Source organism: Streptomyces sp. NPDC048650 (assembly GCF_043199095.1).
Lineage (GTDB): Bacteria > Actinomycetota > Actinomycetes > Streptomycetales > Streptomycetaceae > Streptomyces.
In genome coordinates this window covers 195,272-213,681 of the sequence record NZ_JBICVM010000005.1, presented here as the reverse complement: position 1 = coordinate 213,681, position 18,410 = coordinate 195,272, and the positions used below count along the sequence as shown (strand labels likewise).

Annotated in this window: 14 protein-coding genes; 5 read left to right on the top strand and 9 right to left on the bottom strand. The window is 71.8% G+C overall.

Annotated elements, in window-relative coordinates:
• The first annotated feature begins 199 nt into the window (after positions 1-199).
• Entirely contained in the window at positions 200-442 is a 243-nt protein-coding gene (locus tag ACGFML_RS16160; RefSeq protein ID WP_393544118.1) for a hypothetical protein, read from the top strand.
• 65 nt (positions 443-507) lie between these two features.
• Here the strand turns inward: ACGFML_RS16160 and ACGFML_RS16155 are convergent, their stop codons facing one another.
• Positions 508-1,725, bottom strand: a complete 1,218-nt coding sequence (locus ACGFML_RS16155; RefSeq protein ID WP_393544117.1) for an AI-2E family transporter — start codon at positions 1,723-1,725, stop codon at positions 508-510.
• A 277-nt stretch (positions 1,726-2,002) separates the two neighbouring features.
• Here ACGFML_RS16155 and ACGFML_RS16150 point away from each other — a divergent pair, with 277 nt between their 5' ends.
• Together ACGFML_RS16150 and ACGFML_RS16145 are read left to right on the top strand one after the other, a co-directional pair.
• Positions 2,003-2,206, top strand: coding sequence for a hypothetical protein (locus ACGFML_RS16150; RefSeq protein WP_393544115.1), 204 nt, complete (start codon positions 2,003-2,005; stop codon positions 2,204-2,206).
• Positions 2,207-2,339: 133 nt separating this feature from the next.
• Positions 2,340-2,936, top strand: coding sequence for a Type-2Aa cytolytic delta-endotoxin (locus ACGFML_RS16145; protein WP_393544114.1), 597 nt, complete (start codon positions 2,340-2,342; stop codon positions 2,934-2,936).
• 112 nt (positions 2,937-3,048) lie between these two features.
• Here ACGFML_RS16145 and ACGFML_RS16140 read toward each other — a convergent pair whose 3' ends face one another.
• From ACGFML_RS16140 to ACGFML_RS16120, 5 genes are all read right to left on the bottom strand, one after another.
• Complete coding sequence (locus ACGFML_RS16140; protein WP_393544113.1) at positions 3,049-4,278, bottom strand: PP2C family protein-serine/threonine phosphatase; 1,230 nt, start codon at positions 4,276-4,278, stop codon at positions 3,049-3,051.
• 395 nt (positions 4,279-4,673) lie between these two features.
• The gene (locus ACGFML_RS16135; RefSeq protein WP_393544680.1) at positions 4,674-4,901 is read right to left on the bottom strand and encodes a DUF5133 domain-containing protein; all 228 of its coding nucleotides are present in this window, start codon (positions 4,899-4,901) and stop codon (positions 4,674-4,676) included.
• Positions 4,902-5,230: 329 nt separating this feature from the next.
• A complete protein-coding gene (locus ACGFML_RS16130) occupies positions 5,231-6,439 on the bottom strand; it encodes an LCP family protein (RefSeq protein ID WP_393544111.1) in 1,209 nt (402 codons plus the stop codon).
• Positions 6,440-6,456: 17 nt separating this feature from the next.
• On the bottom strand, positions 6,457-8,550 hold the full coding sequence (locus tag ACGFML_RS16125) for a bifunctional polysaccharide deacetylase/glycosyltransferase family 2 protein (RefSeq protein ID WP_393544109.1): 2,094 nt from the start codon (positions 8,548-8,550) through the stop codon (positions 6,457-6,459).
• A 153-nt stretch (positions 8,551-8,703) separates the two neighbouring features.
• Positions 8,704-8,934, bottom strand: coding sequence for a hypothetical protein (locus tag ACGFML_RS16120; protein ID WP_393544107.1), 231 nt, complete (start codon positions 8,932-8,934; stop codon positions 8,704-8,706).
• Between the two features lie 1,972 nt (positions 8,935-10,906).
• Here ACGFML_RS16120 and ACGFML_RS16115 point away from each other — a divergent pair.
• On the top strand, positions 10,907-11,914 hold the full coding sequence (locus tag ACGFML_RS16115) for a mechanosensitive ion channel family protein (RefSeq protein WP_393544105.1): 1,008 nt from the start codon (positions 10,907-10,909) through the stop codon (positions 11,912-11,914).
• A gap of 103 nt (positions 11,915-12,017) precedes the next feature.
• Here the strand turns inward: ACGFML_RS16115 and ACGFML_RS16110 are convergent, their stop codons facing one another.
• Positions 12,018-13,283 carry a sialidase family protein gene (locus ACGFML_RS16110; RefSeq protein ID WP_393544102.1) on the bottom strand — a complete coding sequence of 422 codons (1,266 nt, stop codon included), beginning with the start codon at positions 13,281-13,283 and terminating at the stop codon, positions 12,018-12,020.
• Positions 13,284-13,715: 432 nt separating this feature from the next.
• Positions 13,716-14,381, bottom strand: a complete 666-nt coding sequence (locus ACGFML_RS16105) for a response regulator transcription factor (protein ID WP_393544100.1) — start codon at positions 14,379-14,381, stop codon at positions 13,716-13,718.
• A gap of 251 nt (positions 14,382-14,632) precedes the next feature.
• Here ACGFML_RS16105 and ACGFML_RS16100 point away from each other — a divergent pair, with 251 nt between their 5' ends.
• Positions 14,633-16,735: an AAA family ATPase gene (locus ACGFML_RS16100; protein WP_393544098.1), complete on the top strand. Its 2,103-nt coding sequence runs from the start codon at positions 14,633-14,635 to the stop codon at positions 16,733-16,735.
• A gap of 135 nt (positions 16,736-16,870) precedes the next feature.
• Here the strand turns inward: ACGFML_RS16100 and ACGFML_RS16095 are convergent, their stop codons facing one another.
• Positions 16,871-18,346, bottom strand: coding sequence for a hypothetical protein (locus tag ACGFML_RS16095; RefSeq protein ID WP_393544096.1), 1,476 nt, complete (start codon positions 18,344-18,346; stop codon positions 16,871-16,873).
• Between the last annotated feature and the right edge of the window lie 64 nt (positions 18,347-18,410).

The window sequence follows — 18,410 nt, the reverse complement described above, 5'->3', positions numbered from 1 at the left end:
CGCGCATTCGGCAGCCGCAGCCGGGTAGCGGGATGGACAGGGTGATCCTGAACAGGAGACTGGAGGTGGACGCCAGGACCCCGGCCGAGCTGCCGGCCAGGACGCGCACCGACGTCGACGGGCCGCAGAGCCGGCCACTCGTGAGGCGCCCGCTCATGAGACGCCCGCGCGACAGACGCCCCGACACACCGGAGGGAACATGAGTTTCGCCCCGACCGTCGTCACCACCGGCACCGCGCCGGCCGAACCGGCGCCGCCGCCCGTCCCCACGCCCGGCGAACCGCCGCTGCGGCCCCGCCCCGACGCACCGGACCCGCCGCCGCCCGGGCCGCTCGATCCCGTCCACCCGGACCCCCAGCCGCCGCCGGTCCCGGACCCCTCACCGGAGCCGCAACCGAGCCCCGACCGCGGCCGGCAGCGGAGCGCGGCACACGGTCGCTGACCCGCGGTGGCAGGCCCCGGCCCTGCCGCCGGTCCGGCCGGGCCGCGGCGTGCCGCAGGGCCGCCTCAGCGGTCCCGCCGGGGCCGGGCCGGGAAGGCGCGGAGCACGGAGTGGACGGACCAGATCACCGACACCAAGGGTACGGCGACGACCGCCCCGGACACCCCCGCGGTGACCGCACCGCAGATGACCGAGAGGGCCACCACGACGGGATGCAGACGGACGGCCCGGCTCATCACCAGGGGGTGCAGCACATGCCCCTCGATCTGTCCGATGACCACGATCAGCAAGATGACGATCACGGCCACCAGCGGTCCCTTCGCGGCCAGTGCCACCACGGCTGCGATGGCCAGCGCCACGGGTGAGCCGACCAGCGGGATGAAGGCGGCGAAGAACTCCAGTACGGCCAGCGGGAGGGCGAGCGGCACTCCCAGGACGAACAGCGCCGTCCCGACGAGTACGGCGTTGATGGCGGCGACCAGCACAATGCCGCGGGTGTAGCCGGTGAAGGTCGTCCACGCGGCGCATCCCGCGGCATGGACGGGCCGGCGGCGGCCCGCGGGCAGTTGGTCGCCGAACCAGCGCCACATCCGTTCACCCGAATGCAGGAAGAAGATCGAGCAGAACAACGCCAGCACCGCCACCGTCAGCACTTCCACCACCCGGTTCACGCCGCTGAGCGCCGTGCTGATCAGCGCCGACCGATGGCTCGTCACGAACCGCTGCACCCAGCTCTGCAGATGCGAGAGCGTCGCCCGGCGAAGGTGGAACGGCGGCTCCGCGAGCCACCGCTCGATCCGCGCCACGCCCCCGTCGAACTCCTGGCGGAGTCCGTCCCATTCACCTGCGACATTCGCGCCGATCAGGCTCAGGACGCCCAGGAGAACGACGATACCGAGCAGCAATCCGGTGGCGACCGCGGCCGAGCGGGGCATCCAGCGGCTGAGCAGGCCGGTCAGCGGGCCCAGCAGAGCCGTCAGCACCAAGGCCAGGAACACCGCCAGCGTGACCAGGTGGAACCGCCCCAGTGCCACGAAGATCGCGTAGACGGCCGCACCCACGATGATCAGCCGCCACGCGTAGGCCGCCGCCGCACTCAGCACCGGGGAGACACGAACGGCCGCGCCGCTGCGACGGCCCCCCGCTCCGCTCACCGCACGTCGCCCGCCGACGGGCTTCGGGCCGACCCGGGCCGTGAGCGCCGCCCTGCGCCGGCGCCACCGGGCCCGGCTTCCTTGGGTGGCGGACGCGTCGTCCCGCTCCTTGCCGAGTCGGTTCCGCACCTGGCCGCCACCGCCTCCCACCCCGCCGTACCCAGGCCCGGGCCCGGCGGGGGACGACTGCCACGCGAAAGGCAGGCTCCGGCCCACGCGCGCCTACCCGAGATGACGTATCACCGGGCGGCACTCTTCGAACGCGTGCGGGCGCGCATTCCCCCGAAGGCGTGCGCACCCGCGCGCCGGAGCCCACCGCCCGTCCGGACCACGCGCGGCACGGAGCGCCGCATGCTCGGCCGCACGTCGCCGTGACCATGTCGAACCGCTCCCCGTTGTGCCGGGCATGAGCGACATGGATGACCGCCTGTTGGCGCTGGTGGACGGCGTGGTGGATTTCGACGAGGAGCGGGCACCGCTGCTGACGCTCCGGGAGGCGCGTGCGGCGGTTGAGCTCCTACGGCTGCTGGGCTCCAGGGACGGCGAAGGAGCCCATGCCGCCCGCCGCCTGGCGGGAAACCTCGCCCGCCGGTTGCCGGCGGACGGCTGACCGACACGCCTCTTCGAACTGCGCGGGCGGCACCGTTTCGCACCGATGTCGAGCCGCCGCTCACGGCCGGGCGGGCGGACGGCATACTTGCCCGTCGGCGCGACGTGATCTTTCCCGCATGTGAGGAGCAGTCATGGCCGAGCAGTCCGCCGCCGAGAAGACGACTTTCCGGACGGTCTTCGAGGTGGACACCGCGGCACTGGAACAAACGCAGGACATGGCCGAGAAGTTCCAGCACGCGATCGCCCCGGCGACCGTGGACCACGACTTCGGTGAGATCAGCCGGGCGGCGGGCGCCGTCCCCGACAGCTCGACGGTGAAGATCATCCGTGGCTGGGGGCTCCAGGAGACGGCCCCCGTCGGCGTCATGGCGCTCTCGCTCAGGGAGGCCGTCCGCCAGGCGCTGACGCATCCCTTCACCAACCCCGTCTTCTGGGAGAAGGCCGAGACGGCGCTCGCCGACGCGTTCGTCGGCCTCGGGGAGCAGGAGGGCACACACCTCTCGTTCTACGGGGACGCGGCCGAGAGCACGAGCTACTACTACAACCTGCTGTTCGCGCTCCAGGACGAGGAGACCGCCGGCTTCCTCTACGCCGTCGCCCTCTGCGTCGATGTGACGATCGCGCTGGCCCCGGAGAAGGCCCGTGTGCTGACCCTCGACGACGTCGTCCACTGCGCGATCCGGCTGAACGCGATCTCCGTACGCCAAGGGCTCCGTCCCGCCGCCTGATCACCGGTCGGGGTGTGGAGGGGACCGCTCCACACCCCGGCCCGTCGGCGGCGCCGGCCCCGCCCCGCCCCGCCGTCACACGGGAGCTGACGGCCCCGCCGGAGAGTCAGTCCTACGGGGTTCCGCCCGGAGCGATGGCGAGGATGGCCACGTCGTCGTGGAAGACGTGGGTGTGGCGCGGCAGGTCGGTGTTGAGGAAGTCGATGACATCGGCCGGGCCGGGTGCGGACTCGCCGGCGAAGCGGTGGCGGAGCCGGTCGAGGAGGGGGTAGAAGGCGCCGGTGTGGTCACGGGCCTCGATCAGGCCGTCGGTGCAGAGCAGGAGGACGTCGCCGGGGGTGAAGGGATGGGAGTAGGCGACGGGTTCCTCCTCTGCCAGGGTGCCCAGGCCGAGCGGGAGGGCGGGGGGTCCGATGAGTGCGGTCACCTCACCGTGGGCGATCAGGATCGGTTCGATGTGTCCGTGGTTGACGATGGTGATCCGTCGGGCGGGGGCGTCGTACTCGACCAGCGCGGCGGTGACGAACAGTTCGTCGTCCCGGATCTCTTCGGCCTCGCGGGCCATGCTCCGTTCCATGCGCCGGGCGACGGCCCGCAGGTCCCCCTGTTCGTAGGCGGCCTCCCGGAAGGTGCCCAGGAGGTCGGCGACGGTGCGTACGGCCTTCAGCCCCTTGCCGCGGACATCGCCGATGATGGCGCGCTCGCCGGCGTCGGTGGCGCGGATGTCGTAGAGGTCGCCGCCGACCATGGTGCCGACCTCGCCGGACCGGTACAGCCCTGCCGCGAGCACCTGCCCCACCTGGTGCGGCACCGGCCTGAGCAGAGTGCGCATCAGGGCTTCGGCCACGGTGTTGGCGCGTACCAGGTGGCGCTCCTGGCGCTGGCGGTGGGCAGCCAGGGCCACGCCGAGCACACCGACCAGGGTGGTGGAGATGTACGCGGCGACATGGTGGCTCTCCCACAGCTGATGGAGGTTGTGGCCGGTACAGCACGGGGTTCCCGCCAGGACGCCTTCGAACACCACGGCGAAGACCGTGACCGCGGCGACGCTCACCGGACCGAGGGTGTAGGCGGCGGTCACCGGCAGGGCGACGAGCAGGAAGCTCACCGGCCACGGTGTGGGGGTCAGCGGTTCCAGCAGCAGGACGACCGCGACGTAGGCGGGCGGCAGCCAGCGCATCCACGCGGGCGGGCGCAGCACCTCGAAGCCGTTGTTGTCCACCAGCACCGGCCGCCGCCCGGCCAGGTGACCGTGACCGGTGGCCGGACCGTGACCGGGGCCGGGGCTGTGGCCGGCGCCCATCATGGCGCGCCCTGGGGGCCGGGACGTGCCGGACGCCACCGGCCCTTCGTGGCCCCCGGCTCGCGCTGTCCGGGCGGCGGCTTCCCCCGCGTCGCAGGAACAGGACACGTCAACGCCTTCACCACCGTCTTCCGCGACACCTTGTCCCACCGCGCCGGCGTCCGCCCCGGGACCGGATGGTGCCACCGGCGACCACGGGAGATCCGCTCAAGGCCCTACGTGCGGCCTGCGCACACGGGCTCCTGGTACGAACGTGACCAAGGGCCATAGCCTGACCGAGTCGAACGGCCCCACCCGATGATTACGCCGTCGGCGGCATGTCAGATGGCGCGGCGGGCGCCCATGAAGGCGCCCTCCCAGAGGAAGGGGGCCCTGGGAGGGCGGGTGGGCGCCGGACTTCGGCCGGTGCCGGAGCGGAGGGCGCAGGCGGCCCGTCAGCCGGCCAGGAGCGAATCGTCTGCCGTGCGGGAGCCGGGCAGCCGATGGCGGCCGGCGATCAGCGCCGCGTCCACGTCGCGGGTGCCGGTGGAAACGCACAGGGTGTAGGCGAGGTCGTCCATCCTCCGGCGCACCTCGGGACGGCCCTGCCGAGCGTGCAGCAGCTCCAACGTCTCGTACTCCTCGATGAGTTCCAGCAACACGGCGGGGTGGGCCATCAGCATCGTGCGGTTCCCTTTCATCGAGCGGAGTGTTCACCGCTGCGGTTGCCCCGCGATCGCCTCCCTACACCTGACGGGAGGTCGGGACGGCCGGCGCCGCCGTCCCCGTGCGGGCGGGCGCGCGGCCCGGTCAGGTGCGCGGCGGAGGACACCCGGGCCGGGTGTGGCCGCCGTTCCGGGTCCGACGACGGGCACAGCGCAGGCGTCGCACTTCGGCAAGCGATGCCGGTGCGACGCCTGTTGGCCGAAGCCGTCCCGATGACCGGCGGCCGGAACCGCGGTGGGCGCCGGTCGCGGCCCGGGCGCGGTGTCATCGGGGGCGGTTCACGCGCTCATCTCCTCCCTCCCCCGCCGGGGTGTACCGGCCGGTCGTCGCGGATGTCGTGGAACACCTGCCGGGCCCGTGCCCTGTCCCAGAGCACGGCGCTGCCCTTCGAGGTGGGAAACCCGACGCTGGCCACGGGCACGTTGATCTGCTTTCCGCGGCCGCGGGTGACGCCATGGACCGCACGGAACATCGACGCGAGGTCCAGCAGCCCGGTGTTCCGGTCGACGATGAGCGTGTTCAGCCCGGCGTCCAGCGCGGGATAGATCGCGAGCGGGTTGAGGACGGTGCCGGGCGCCCCCGCCCGGTGGGCGAGGGCGGACAGGAACTTCTGCTGGTTGCGGGTGCGGCCCAGGTCGCCGCGGGCCTCCTGATGGCGCTGCCGGACGAAGGCGAGCGCTTCGGGGCCGTTGAGGGTCTGGCAGCCCTTCTTGAGATCGGCGCCCGACTTCTTGTCCTTGAGGTCCCGGTCGAGGCACATCGGGACACCGCCGACCGCGTCGACGAGGTTCACGAAGCCCGCGAAGCCGACCTCCACATAGTGGTCGATCCTCAGGCCGGTGTTGCGCTCGATGGTGTGGACGAGCATTTTGGGGCCGCCCAGAGCGAACGCCGCGTTCAGTTTGTTCTTCGCCGGAGCGTGCCGCTTGCCGGTCATGGGGCTGGTGTAGCCCGGGATGGTCAGCCAGGAGTCGCGCGGCAGGCTCATCATCGTGGTGCCGTGGGAGCCGGTGTGGAGCAGGATCATCGAGTCCGTACGGCGGCCGCCGGCCGATCCGGTGTGCAGATCGCGCTTCTCCTGGTCGGTGAGGCCCTCGCGGCTGTCGGATCCGACGAGGAGATAGTTGGTCCCCTTGCCCGGACGCAGCTGTGGCTCCGACGCGCCGAGATCGACCCCGCTGTTGAGCTCGGTGTCGGCCCAGGCCGCGGTGCCGGCGGGAATGGCCACGAGCGTGACGAGCACGGCGACGGCCGCCCGGCGCAGGGGCCGCCGGCGGCGGGCGCGGTGGGCCCGCCGCCGGGCGGCCGGCCGGGGAGCGGCGCCGTCGGCGGCGGGGCCCGGGCCCGGGCGGCGCTCCGCCGGCCCGGGCGGGGGCGGGGACTGCCCGTCCCCGCCCTGCCGGGGACGCCGTCGGCGCTCCCGCCCCGGCCCGCGATCCGCCCCGTCGTCCGCCGCGTCGCGGACGGCCCACGAGGGGACCCGCGGTTCTCTCATGTGCTCACTCTCCTCGGTCACTTCGACGGAACGCCGGTCGGGTACGGGACGGATTCCTTGAGCAGGTGCTGATCGGCGGTGCCGGAGCGTTGCATGCGATGCCACTTCAGCCGGGTGCCGAGCAGGGCGGTGACCACGGACTGGATGACCACGAGGTACAGCAGCTGCCGGTAGAAGAACAGCTGGAGCGGCAGTGCCCACAGCGCCCGGAGCCTTTCGTGGTCCAGCCGCAGCGCGTATCCCGCGGTGATCACCTGTACGGCGAGGAAGCCGAGCCAGATCCCGACCGCCTGCGCGGTCTCCCCGAAACACACTCCGTAGAGGGCGAAGATGTCGACGACCGGCGCGAACAGCGGCAGGACTATCTGGAACAGCGCGAGATAGGTCAGGCCGCGGCGCCCGAAGCGCCCGGCCGGCCCCGTCTCCACCACGGCGTGGCGGTGCTTCCACATCGACTGGAGCGTTCCGTAGCACCAGCGGTAGCGCTGCCGCCACAACTGGCTGAAAGTGCTGGGCACTTCGGTCCAGGCGATGGCCGTCTCCTCGTAGACCACGCGCCGGCCCACCCGCCACAGTGCCATCGTCAGATCGGTGTCCTCGGCGAGAGTGTCGTCGCTGACACCGCCGATGGCCGTCAGTGCGTCCCGGCGGAAGGCACCGATGGCGCCGGGCACCGTCGGCATGCACTCCAGCACCTCGAACATGCGCCGGTCCAGGTTGAAGCCGAGGACGTACTCGAGGTGCTGCCATCGGCCCAGCAGGCGTTGCCTGTTGCCGACCTTGGTGTTGCCGCTGACCGCACCGATCGACGGGTCGGCGAGCGGCTGGATGAGCCGGTGCAGGGCTTCCGGCTCGAACACCGTGTCCGCGTCGATCATGACGATGATCTCGCAACGCGCGTAGTTCAAGCCCGTGCTGAGCGCCCCCGGCTTACCGGAGTTGGGCTGTTGCACCACGGACACCCGAGGGTCACGGATGCCCCGGGCGATCTCGGCGGTCCGGTCCGTCGACCCGTCGTCGATGACGATGATCTGCAGGTCCCGGTGGGTGGAGGCGAGGAGCGAGCGCACGGTGGCCTCGATGCCCGCCTCTTCGTTGTGCGCGGGGACCAGCACCGTCACCGGTTCGTTCACTTCGTACTGCCAGGGCGCACCGGATCGGTGCCGGCGCCTTCGCCGCACGTGTACGCGGGCGAGGGCGGCGAGCATCAGCAGCCGGAGGATGCCCAGCCCGCCCGCGATCCCCAGCACCCACGTCATGGAGCGCGCGAAGGTGTGCCCGATGGACTGGGTCCAGATCAGCGCCTTGCCCTGAGCGCGCTCGGGCAGGGCCGCAGGGGTGGTGAGCGAGGGCCGACCGAGCCCGCCCGTGACGGTGGTGAACCGCTCCACGTCCGGGTCGGCGAGCAGTTTCGACGCCTCCTGGTATCCCAGAGCGGTGTGGCTGTACTGCCGCACCACACCCTGCGGTGGTTTCCGGGAGTGGTGGGTGGCGGCGACGAGCACATAGCCCTGCGCCGAGGCGCGCCGCGCGGCCGACCACTCGGCGCCGCACATCGTGTCGGCGGTGGTGGTGTGCGGCAGCCGCAGCAGCCGGGTGGTGACGTCCGCGGAGCCCGCCAAGGCGGTCTGCGTGAGCGACAGTTCCAGCTGGGAGCGAATGGACGAGGCGCTGCCGAGGTCGCCACCGGTGTAGGTGTACGAGCCGATCTCGTGGCCCTCGTCGCGGATCCGTTGCACCAGTTCCGGGTGGCGTGCCACCTGGTTCCCGTAGAGGAAGAAGGTGGCGTGCGCGTGGTGTCGCCGCAGCAGGTCGAGCAGCCGCGGGGTCCACACCGCGTCGGGCCCGCCGTCGAAGGTGAGCGCGGCGGTCCGGTGCGGCATCTGCGCGGTCTCCGCGCCGTGGGCCGTGATGCGCAGGACCGGGTCTCCGTTGTCCGCGGACTTGGGTATGGGGCTGGTGCACGCGCGTCTCGTCCGGGCTCCGTCGACCTCGTGGGTGTTCCAGCCCTCGAAGAGCAGCGACGTAGCGACTATGGGGAGGATGAGCAGCAGCAGTAACCAGTGCCAGCGTGGGGGGCGACGTAGCGCGTGCCGCCCCAGCCCTGACATCGCCACAATGGGCCCTTTCTGTCGGGGGACATGCCACGTGTGCGGCGTGCGCCCGCGCCGGCGCGCCATGGCGGCCGGCGCGGGCGGGCACGCTTCGGATCCGTGCCGGCGAGGCTTCACACCTGGTGGGTGGCCTTGCCGGTCCGGTGTCCGTCACGGGACAGGAGCGGTGTGCGCGGGAGCCGGGGACGAGTGGTGGCCAACGGGCATGGCCGCCCCGGGGTTGCTGGAAGGTGCCGGCGGGCGGGCGTCACCCGGGTCGCCGGACGGGTGCGGTGCGGTGTGCTCCGGGAGCGGGTCGGCGCGTCCCGGCACCGGCTTCTGGGCCGGTTGCAGGAGGCCGCCGAACACGACGACGAGGAGCACGAGATATCCGGTGCACATGCACCCTACGGTCAAGGCTGCGTGCCCCAGGAAGCGTCGGCGCCGGCCTGAGGCGTCGACGAATACGGGACGATTCCGTTGCTTACCGGGGCGACTGCTGTGGGGGGTAGCGGTTCGCATGGAGCGTGAGTGTAACCAGATAACCACGAAAGAGAATAGGAAAGAAGAGCCAGCGGCTTCTCCGGCCGGCCGGTGGTAAAGACCACAGGACCAGGCGTGGCTCCTACCCGCCAATTACCGTCTCACTCGTCAACATACCTATTCACGCACCGCACTGGCCGGTACCGGGCCGGCACGAGGCCCCGCCCGAGACCCTCGGGGTGCCGTCGACGACCGATTCGTACTGTGAAGTAACTCACTTGACCCGGTGTTAGCGCCGAGTAATTGAAGCGCTTACTACAAGCCGTGTTCGTTTTCGCCCCAGCTGACCTGGAACGGGACGCTTGCGCGCGACGCCGCCGACCTCGCGCCGCCTCGCCCCGAGCACCGACCCCGACCCCCGCGCCACCCCGCCGCCGGGCCGCACCGAACCCACCCCGCGACGCTCCCCATACGGGGAGGTGGCGCCCCCGGGGGCGCGGAGCGCCACCCCCGGCGACACGGGCGGCATACACCCTCCCGTAACCCGGATGACATCCTGACGGAACAGAGGAAGGGGAAATGAGACACCCAGGAATTCCCGGCAAGGCATCCCGATGAACTGCAGCACGAGCCGCATCCGGGATATCGCAATTGATTCCCCGGACACAAAAAAGCCCATGGGTCTTTACGTTTGTGAACGCCGGAAAGTCGACTTCCGCCGCCCTTCGGCCCATGGCGCCGGCAGGTGTCGCCAGAACGTTTCGGGTGTCCGTACGACCGTCTTCTCCGACCGCCTTCTCCCTGGCCCGCTCCGCCCGGCCGCAAGGCCGGAGTATCGGGAAAGCGCCGAGCGATGCCGTCACCGACATGATGCCGAAACGAGCCGGCCGAGACGCGTGGGAAGCATTTCCCGGCGTACGGCCCACGACACCCCTCGACGGCGGCTCCTTCGCGACGGGTGGCCGGTCGGGCACAGCGCCGGAAGCCACCCGGGCCGTCGGCCGCCGAGCCGGGCGCCGGCCCTTGATCGGGCCGTCCCGGCGCCGCCGTGGCAGCCTGGGACGAGCCTGCCGCCGAGGTCATGCGGCATGTTCCGGTAAGCGCCGCAGGCGGCCCGGAGCAGCGCCGACGTGGCGCGACGGGGTTCCGGTTCCGCCGACCGAACGCCGCCCCGGCATCGTTTACCCGTTGTTCTCCTGATGTTTTGCCCGGTGTCGTGGACGGCCCGGAAGAAAGCGCACTCGGCGACCCGATGCCCGCCGTTGTCGGGATTTCCGCACCGGTCGGAGGGATGTGCACCATCGACGGTCGGGACCGGGCGGCCCGACGGCCCGGAATTCCGAACGACCGCCCTGCCACCCGTCCCACAGTTCCCACCGACCGCCCGCCCAAACCTCTCCTCTGCGTCCCGGCAATATCACTGTCTGCCGAACGCCTGAGCTGTTCTCGGCGGTGGGTCCATACACCCTGAAGGGGACAGGAAGCGGCCGATGACCGTCCGATAACCGGGAATTGGTGTGTCACCGTCACGTGTCATCCATGTTCACAACGTGTGCGGTTCCCTGCGCAACGAGTGGGGTCCGGCCGCCCTCCGGCCCGCCGCATACCCACCGCCGCGGGAGGGCGCCCCGGCAACGCCGCGCGACGGGCGCCGGCCACCACAACGGCCGGGAGTGTACGGCCCGGTCAGGCATAGGCGCGCCGAATCCGGTGAGGCGAGAGACCGTTCACGCCATCCGGCAGACGTCTCCGGGACGTCACCACGCCCGCGCACCGGCTGCCGCGACCCGTGCCCCGCTCACAAAGCGGTGCACGGCGGTTTCACCGAGCGGTGCGCGGCCGTCCGAGCCGTCGACGCTTCCTGCACCGAAGAGAACTGGAGAGTTTCCCCTTGTCACCTCTGGACGCATCCGCGTCGACCGCCCTCGCCGGCCCCGCCGCGCGGGCGATGGCCCTGCCGGGCCGGCTACCGGACAACGCCGACACCTTGATCGGCGTGCCGTTGCGGATCCTGCTGATCATCGTCGGGGCGGCGCTCGTCCGGGTGGTGGCGAAGCGGGCCATCACCCGGGTCGTTCAGCGCATCCTGCAGCCCTCGGACGGGGACCGGGAGCCCCGCCGCACCAACCGGGGGCCGGCGGTACGGCAACGCGACCGTTCGCGTGCCAGCGAACGGCGGGAGCAGCGGGCCCGCACCATCGGCTCGGTGCTGAGCAGCATCGTCACCATCGTCGTCGCCGTGATGGGACTGGCGATGATCCTCGATCAGATCGGGATCGCCCTGGGCCCGCTGCTCGCCAGCGCGGGCGTCGTCGGTCTGGCCATCGGATTCGGTGCCCAGAGCCTGGTTGCCGACTACCTGTCCGGCATGCTCATCATGGTCGAGGACCAGTACGGGGTCGGCGACTCGGTCGACCTCGGCGAAGCCGTCGGCGAGGTGGAGCACGTCGGCCTGCGACTCACCCAGGTCCGTGACCTCAACGGCGGCCTGTGGCACATCCGCAACGGCGAGATCCTGCGGGTCCGCAACGACAGCCAGGAATGGGCCCGCGCCGTCCTGGACGTCTCGGTGGCCTACGAATCGAACCTCGACACCGTCCACCGGGTCCTGGAGGAGACCGGCCTGGCGCTGCGCGAGGACCCGGAGTTCGCCGGCCTCCTGCTGGAGGACCCCTCGGTGTGGGGCGTGCAGTCGCTCGACGCCGACGGCATCGTGGTCCGCCTCGCCGTCAAGACCGTCCCGCTCCAACAGTGGGGCATCACCCGCGAGCTGCGTCGGCGGGTGAAGGAGGCCCTCGACGCCGCCGGCATCGAAATCCCCCTGCCGCAGCGCACCGTGTGGATGCGTACCAGGGAGGACGACGACCGGCACGCTTCCGACGTTCCGGTGCCGCGGTAGCGAGAAGCGCGGCGGCGCGGCCGACGGAGGGTCGTCGGTCGGGCCGCCGCCGCTGTGCCCGCCGCTGTGCCCGCCGGTGAACCGGCGGGCACAGCCGACCGGTTCACCGGCCGCTGGTGGCGTAGTACGCCCGGCACACTCCCTTGTGGTAGTCGGTCGCGACCTCCAGGACCCGGCGGGCGTCGGGTGACGGCAGCAGGCTGGAGCTGTAGTTGGGGCAGAAGTCGACCTTGCCGGACGTGACGGCGAGGGGCGCGCGGGTCTCCCGCCAAGGACCGGCACCGCCCTTGCTGTTCGCCCAGACGGTGCGCCCGCTGCCCTTGGCCCTGGTGCCGTCCCGGTCGTACATCACCTGCCCGATCAGCAGCAGTTCGCCCCGCGGGTTCCCGGCCTCCGGCGCCCAGGCCAGATTCGGTGCGTGCTTGAAGTACTTGCCGTCGGCCGTCTCGGGCCGGATACCGAGGTAGGCGGGGTCGCCCCAGTCCCAACCGTCGGACGAGGTGCGGTAGTGCACCACGCAGGAGAACCGACCCGCCGCGGCACAGATTTCGTAGGCCATGACGTACGTGCCGTCCGGCAGCTTCCGTACGACTGCCATGCCGGGGCGGTCGGAAGCCGGCGTGCCGGCGACGGTGTCGCGGCGGTCGTGCCACGTCACGCCGTCCGGTGAGCGCGCGGCGACGAGTTTCTGACTGTGCCGTGGATCGGTCTCGTCGGAGTAGTGGCAGACCAGGTTCCCCTCGCGGTCCACGGAGAACTCCGGCTCCCACAGCCCCCGGGTGTCCGATGCGGCGGCGACCGTGGACAGCCGGGTCCACTTCCGTCCCAGATCCGTGCTCTTGAACACCCGGATCGTCATCCGGCGGTCGTGCTCCGTCAGGCCGAAGGACGCGGCCCACAACAGCGTGCCGGCCGGCAGTTCGCCGATGCGCTGCGGCAGTTCGTAGAGGGTGGCACAGCACAGCCCCCGGCCGGCCGCCGACTGGGGTGCGGTGGCGGAGCCCACCGAGTGGAAGCGCACGCCCCCGTCGGTGCTTTCCTGGACGGCGCCGACGCCGTCCTCGCCGTGGTGGACGACCGTCGCGACGAGCACCCGCCCGTTGGCGCTGCCGCTGTGCTGCAGACGGATCGCCCGGGGGTAGAGGGCACTGCCGTCGCGCAGCGGGGCCGGGGCGGTGTCCCGCACGGACTGCGTACCGCGTGGTCCGGGTTTCGGAGGCTGCGCGCCGGCGTGTCCGGGCCGCGGCGGCTCCGCACGGTGGAGCTGCAGCGCGACGCCCAGTGCGACGAGAACGGCGAGGGCGAGGGCGAGCGCCACGATGGCAGCCGGGCTGCGCAGGCGGGTGCGGAAGTGGGTGCTCCCTGGCATGAGCCTTCCTGAGGTGGGAGTTGGCGGTACGGGCGAGTCGTCAGGCGCCGTCGGACGGGGCGGGCCCGAAGAGCTCGATCTCGGCGGTGGCCACGTGCCTCTTCGGCCCGACGCCGCAGGCGGAACGCAGAGTGAACCGTACCGTTGTGACGTGCGGGAACCGGAAGGTGCGCCGCTGGAAGCCGCCGGCCCGGTCCGGGGTGAGTCCCTTGGTCGTGGTCCTGCCGTTCTCCGGTACCGGACGGGGAGACGCCCGGGGCCCACCGGCTGTTGCCGACGGGGCGGCTGCCGGCGGCGTACGACGGTTCCGCGGTCGTCGCGGACGGCGGTCGTGCCGCGTTCCCGCCGATTCATTCCCTATCCGCCGCAGATCCTCGTCCACTTCGTGAATCATCGCCGCCGCTCCTCGCTCCTCGCTCCTGGACGCGGCCCTCATGAGATGTATCCCTCGCGCAGGGCATAGGCCACGGCGTGTGCGCGGTTGCGCAGTTCCATGCGGGTTGTCAGTCCTTGCAGGATGTTTTTTACGGTCCGTTCGGAATACGAGAGTTTGGTGGCGATCTCGCCGGTGCCCATGCCGTCGGCCACCAGCCGCAGAACGTCGGTCTCGCGTGGCGTCAGGCCGGATGCCTGTACGTCGGAGCTCCCGACCGCGCCGGGCCGCAAGGTGCGGACCTGGCTGATCAGCCGGCCGATCAGATCGGCGGGCAGGTCGCCGTCGCCGCGGGAGGCCGCGAGCACCGCCTGCAACAGCCGCTGCCCGGTGGCCTCGTGGCGCCAGACGATGGCCCCGACACCGCACTCGACGACTTCGAGGAGATCGGCCTCGCGGATCAGGCTCACGACCAGGACGGCGTGCAGTCCCTCGCTCCGTACGAGTCTGCGCAGCGAGGAGAGCATGGTTCGGTCGAGCGATTCGGCGAGCAGGACGGCCACACCGTCGCCCTGATGGGCACCGTCGTCATCGATGAGTTCGACCTCGGGGTGCCGCCGCAGCTGGCTGATCGTTCCCTCTCGTGAGATGGGGTCCGGGGCGTGCACCACTACCGGAATTCTCTTTCCCACTTCCGTCGCCACCGAGCGACAAGAGCCATGCAATTTCCATCCCCCTATCGAGTGGAATCGTACGGCAGATTCGTATCAGGACAGGGCGAAGGGAATTCTCTTTGCCATTTCTGCATTGTCCGGATACCGCTCACAAATAGCCCACGAAAATGCTCAGAAAATGTCCGCGCAACTGCTCGATCGATGTGGCGCGGTGGCTGCGGGACGAGTGCCTCCGCCCCACCCCCCGGGCGCCGCCCCGCCTCCCCCTGTGGTCAAATGGGCAGGTCAGCAAGGGGGTTGAGATGGCTCACACGGACAAAAGCTCACCCACCAGCCTCGGTGAGCATCTGCGCATCGCACGGCGGCGCGCCTTCGTCGGGCGGGCCCACGAGTTGGCCCTTTTCCGCTCGGCGCTCGGGCGCGGCGCGGACTCCTTCACCGTGCTCTTCCTCACCGGTCCGGGCGGAATCGGCAAGTCGACGCTGCTTCGGCGCTTCGCCGACGAAGCCGCTGCGGCGGGGCGCACCGTGGTGGAAATCGACGCGCGGAGCGGCGAGCCCTGCCCGGCGGCCTTCGAGGCCGACGCGGCACAGGTCTTCACCGACGACCGGGCAGTACTGCTGGTCGACACGTTCGAGGAGTACCGGCCGCTCGAAGGCTGGCTACGCGACCACTTCCTTCCCCGGCTGCCCGCGGGAGCGGTGGTGGTCTTCGCGGGGCGGCAGCCCCCGGAGGACAGTTGGCGGGCCGCTCCCGGCTGGGACGAGGTCCTCCAGGTCGTCAGCCTGCCGGAGCTGTGTCCCGACGATGCGGGCACCATGCTCGCGGCCCGCGGCGTGCCGCCGGAGGAACAGCCCGCCGTGCTGGCCTTCGCGGGCGGCAATCCGCTGGCCCTCTGCCTGGCCGCGGAGCTCGCCGGGCCACGGGACTTCGACGGTACGGGCGCCTGGGCGCCGACCCAGGACGTGATCGGCACGCTGGTGTCGCGGCTGGTCGGCGAGGTGCCTTCGCGGCTGCACGGGCAGGCACTGGAGATCTGCGCCCATGTCCACATGACGACCGAGGAGTTGTTACGGGCCACCCTCCCGCAGGCCGACGCGGGCACGCTGTTCGCCTGGTTGCGCGGACTGCCGTTCATGGAGACGGGCCCGTTCGGAGTCTTTCCGCACGACGTGGTGCGCGAGGTCCTGGACGCCGATCTGCGGTGGCGCGACCCGCAGCGCTACGAGGCGATGCACCAGGGCATCCACGCCCATCTCATCGAGCGCATCCGAGAGGCACGCGCGGCTCCCGACCCGGTTTCCGGCCCTGCCGCGCGCTCCCTGTCGGCCGCGGTGCTGTACCTCCAGCGCGACGGCTTCGGCAGCGACGGGAACGGGAGCAACAGACCGCACGAGGTCTACGAGGACACGCTCAGGAGCGGCGACCGGGACGTGGTGCTGGAGTTGGCCGCCGAGGACGGCCCCGAAGAGTCCGTGGCCCTCGTGCGCCACTGGCTGGACCGACAGCCCGAGTCGTTCTCCGTCTACCGGCATGCGGTCTCCGGGGAGCCGCTCGGCTTCATGTCGTGGCTGCGGCTCGCCGCCCCCCGGGCCTCGGACACCGAGGCGGATCCCGTGGTGGCTGCGGCGTGGGCACATCAGCGCCGGACGGCGCCGCTGCGGGCCGGAGAGCATCTGGCGGTGGCCCGGTTCACGGTGCGTCGGGCTCCGGACCCGTCGCCCACGGCAGATCTCATGAGCGCGCGGATCATGTCCGAGGTCTTCACGAGCGTCGGGCTGGCGTGGTCGTTCGTCGTCATCGAGGATTTCGCGACGTTCCAACAGTCCTCCTCCGCCACGCGCCTCGTCGCGCTGCCTCCGGTCGGCGTCGGCGACCGGCGCTACGGACTCTTCGGCTCCGACCGGCGGGTGATGCCGCCCGAGTCGTTCCTCGAGCAGATGGCGCTGGCACAGTTCCCGAACGCCGGGGGTGCGGAACGGACTGAGCGCGGCCCCGCGGCGCCTGCGCCCGCCCCGCCTGCGCCCGCCGCGCTGGCACGGCCCGAGTTCGACGCGGCGGTACGCAAGGCGCTGCGCTCGTGGCACCGGCCCGACGCGCTGTCGGCCAGCCCACTCGTCCGCAGCGGGGCGGTGGCGGCCGACGGCCGCGCCACCCCGGTGGAGGCGCTGCAGAAGGCGCTGACGGAAGCGGTCGACAGACTGCGCGACGACCCCCAAGGGGAAAAGCCGCACCGCGCGGTGATAATGACGTTCTTCGCGGACGCCCCGACCCAGGAGGCCGCCGCCGAACGGCTCGGCCTGCCCTACGGCACCTACCGCCGTCATCTCGCCCGTGGCATCGCCCGGGTCTGCGAGCTGCTGTGGCACCGTGAACCGCCCGGCGAGCGGGGCGGAAGCGGCTGAACCGGCCCGCGGCCGGTCATCCGACGCGGGACCGGCGACGGGTGCCACGCCTCCCTCTGGGGCGCGGCACCCGTCCGTGGCACCCGTTCTGTGGCAGCCGTCCGTGGCAGCCGGTCCGTGGCACTCGCCCGGATCTCAGCCGGCCATGATGGCGCCGAACTCCGGTGCGCCGGCGGTGGAGACGCCGGCCGAGGCCGCCGAGAAGAAGCGGGAACCGGTGGTGGTGAGGCGGGTACCGTCCGAGGGGAGCGTGATGACGGCGCCGTCGCCGCCGTCCTCGTAGACGGCTCCGACGGTCAGATCGGCCTTCTTGTCGCCGTTGAGGTCGGAGAGGAAGACCTCACCGCCGAAGAGGTCCTGCTTCTCCGCGGTGCCCGGCACCCCCGGGGTGTTCTGGTGGAAGTACTGCACCTGGTGCGTGGTGTCGACGCCGGACGGCGAGCCGCGCAGCACGGTCACCGCGCCCGCCTCGCTCACCCCGTCGAGCGCCTCGTGGGCGACGCCGATGGCCAGGTCCTGTCGGCCGTCGCCGTTGATGTCGCCGAGGGACACCTCGTACCCGAACTTGTCGCCCTTCTCGGAGCTGCCCGGTATCGCACCGGACTCCTGGGTGATGGTGTCGACACGGTCCACCCGCGGGCCGTCCGCCGAGCCGTGGATGACACTCACCTTGCCGCCCTTGGTGGCGCCGGGGATGCCGTCGTCGAAGTGCATGCCGGTGACCAGGTCACCGAAGCCGTCGCCGTCGACGTCGCCGATGGCCGTGATGAAACCGCCCGGCAGCCGCTCGGCGCGGGTGCCGGAGAGGCCGGACGCCGTGCCGGGAAGGAAGTAATTGACGCTGGCGTACGGGGTCTTGCTGTCGTAGGCGCTGACGACGAGGTCGGCGTAGCCCTGGTCGGTGACCTCGCCCGACGTCATCTGGAGAATGCCGTTGGTGGCCCCGCCCAGGACGGGCAGGCCGATGGCCGAGTGGGCGCCCGGTGCCCCGGACCTGGCAATGCCCCGCTTGAAGACGTGGAGTGTCGAGGACGAGGTGCCGACCGCCAGGTCCGCGGCGCCGTCGCGGTCGAAGTCGCCCGCGGCCAGTGCCGTCCCGAGGCGGTCGTGCTGCGTGGGCGCCGGGTCGGCGAGCGTGGCGGCGCCCTTGCCGGAGAGGCCGCCCGCCGCGCCCCACAGGATCTGTACCGTGCCGCCGTCGACGTCGCCCGAGACGTCCTCCTTCGGGGCGGCGACGGCGAGGTCGGCGAAGCCGTCGGAGTCGAAGTCCCCGGCGGCGAGGGCGGCGCCGAAGAGGTCGCCGGCCTCGGCCGCGCCCGGAACTCCCGGTGCGTTCTGGCTCAGCGTGGCCCGCCGGGAGGCGTCCAGGCCCTGCGGCGATCCGTAGAGCACGGTGACGGCGCCGGCGCTCTTCCTGCCGTCGACGGTGGCGGCCGGCGCGGCGATCGCGAGGTCGCGGTAGCCGTCGCCGTTGAAGTCTCCCTGGCGGCCGTTGGCGGCCGGTCCGGCGGGGGCGGCGGCGGCTGCGGTGCCGGGGACGGCCGTCAGCAGCCCGGCCGCCACGGCGGTGGCGGCCGCGGTGGCCAGGGTCGTGCGGAGCTGCTTGGACATGCGGGGCTCTCCTGCTGCCTGTGGGATGCGCGGGGCATCCACAGCGGAATGGTGTGCCGGAACC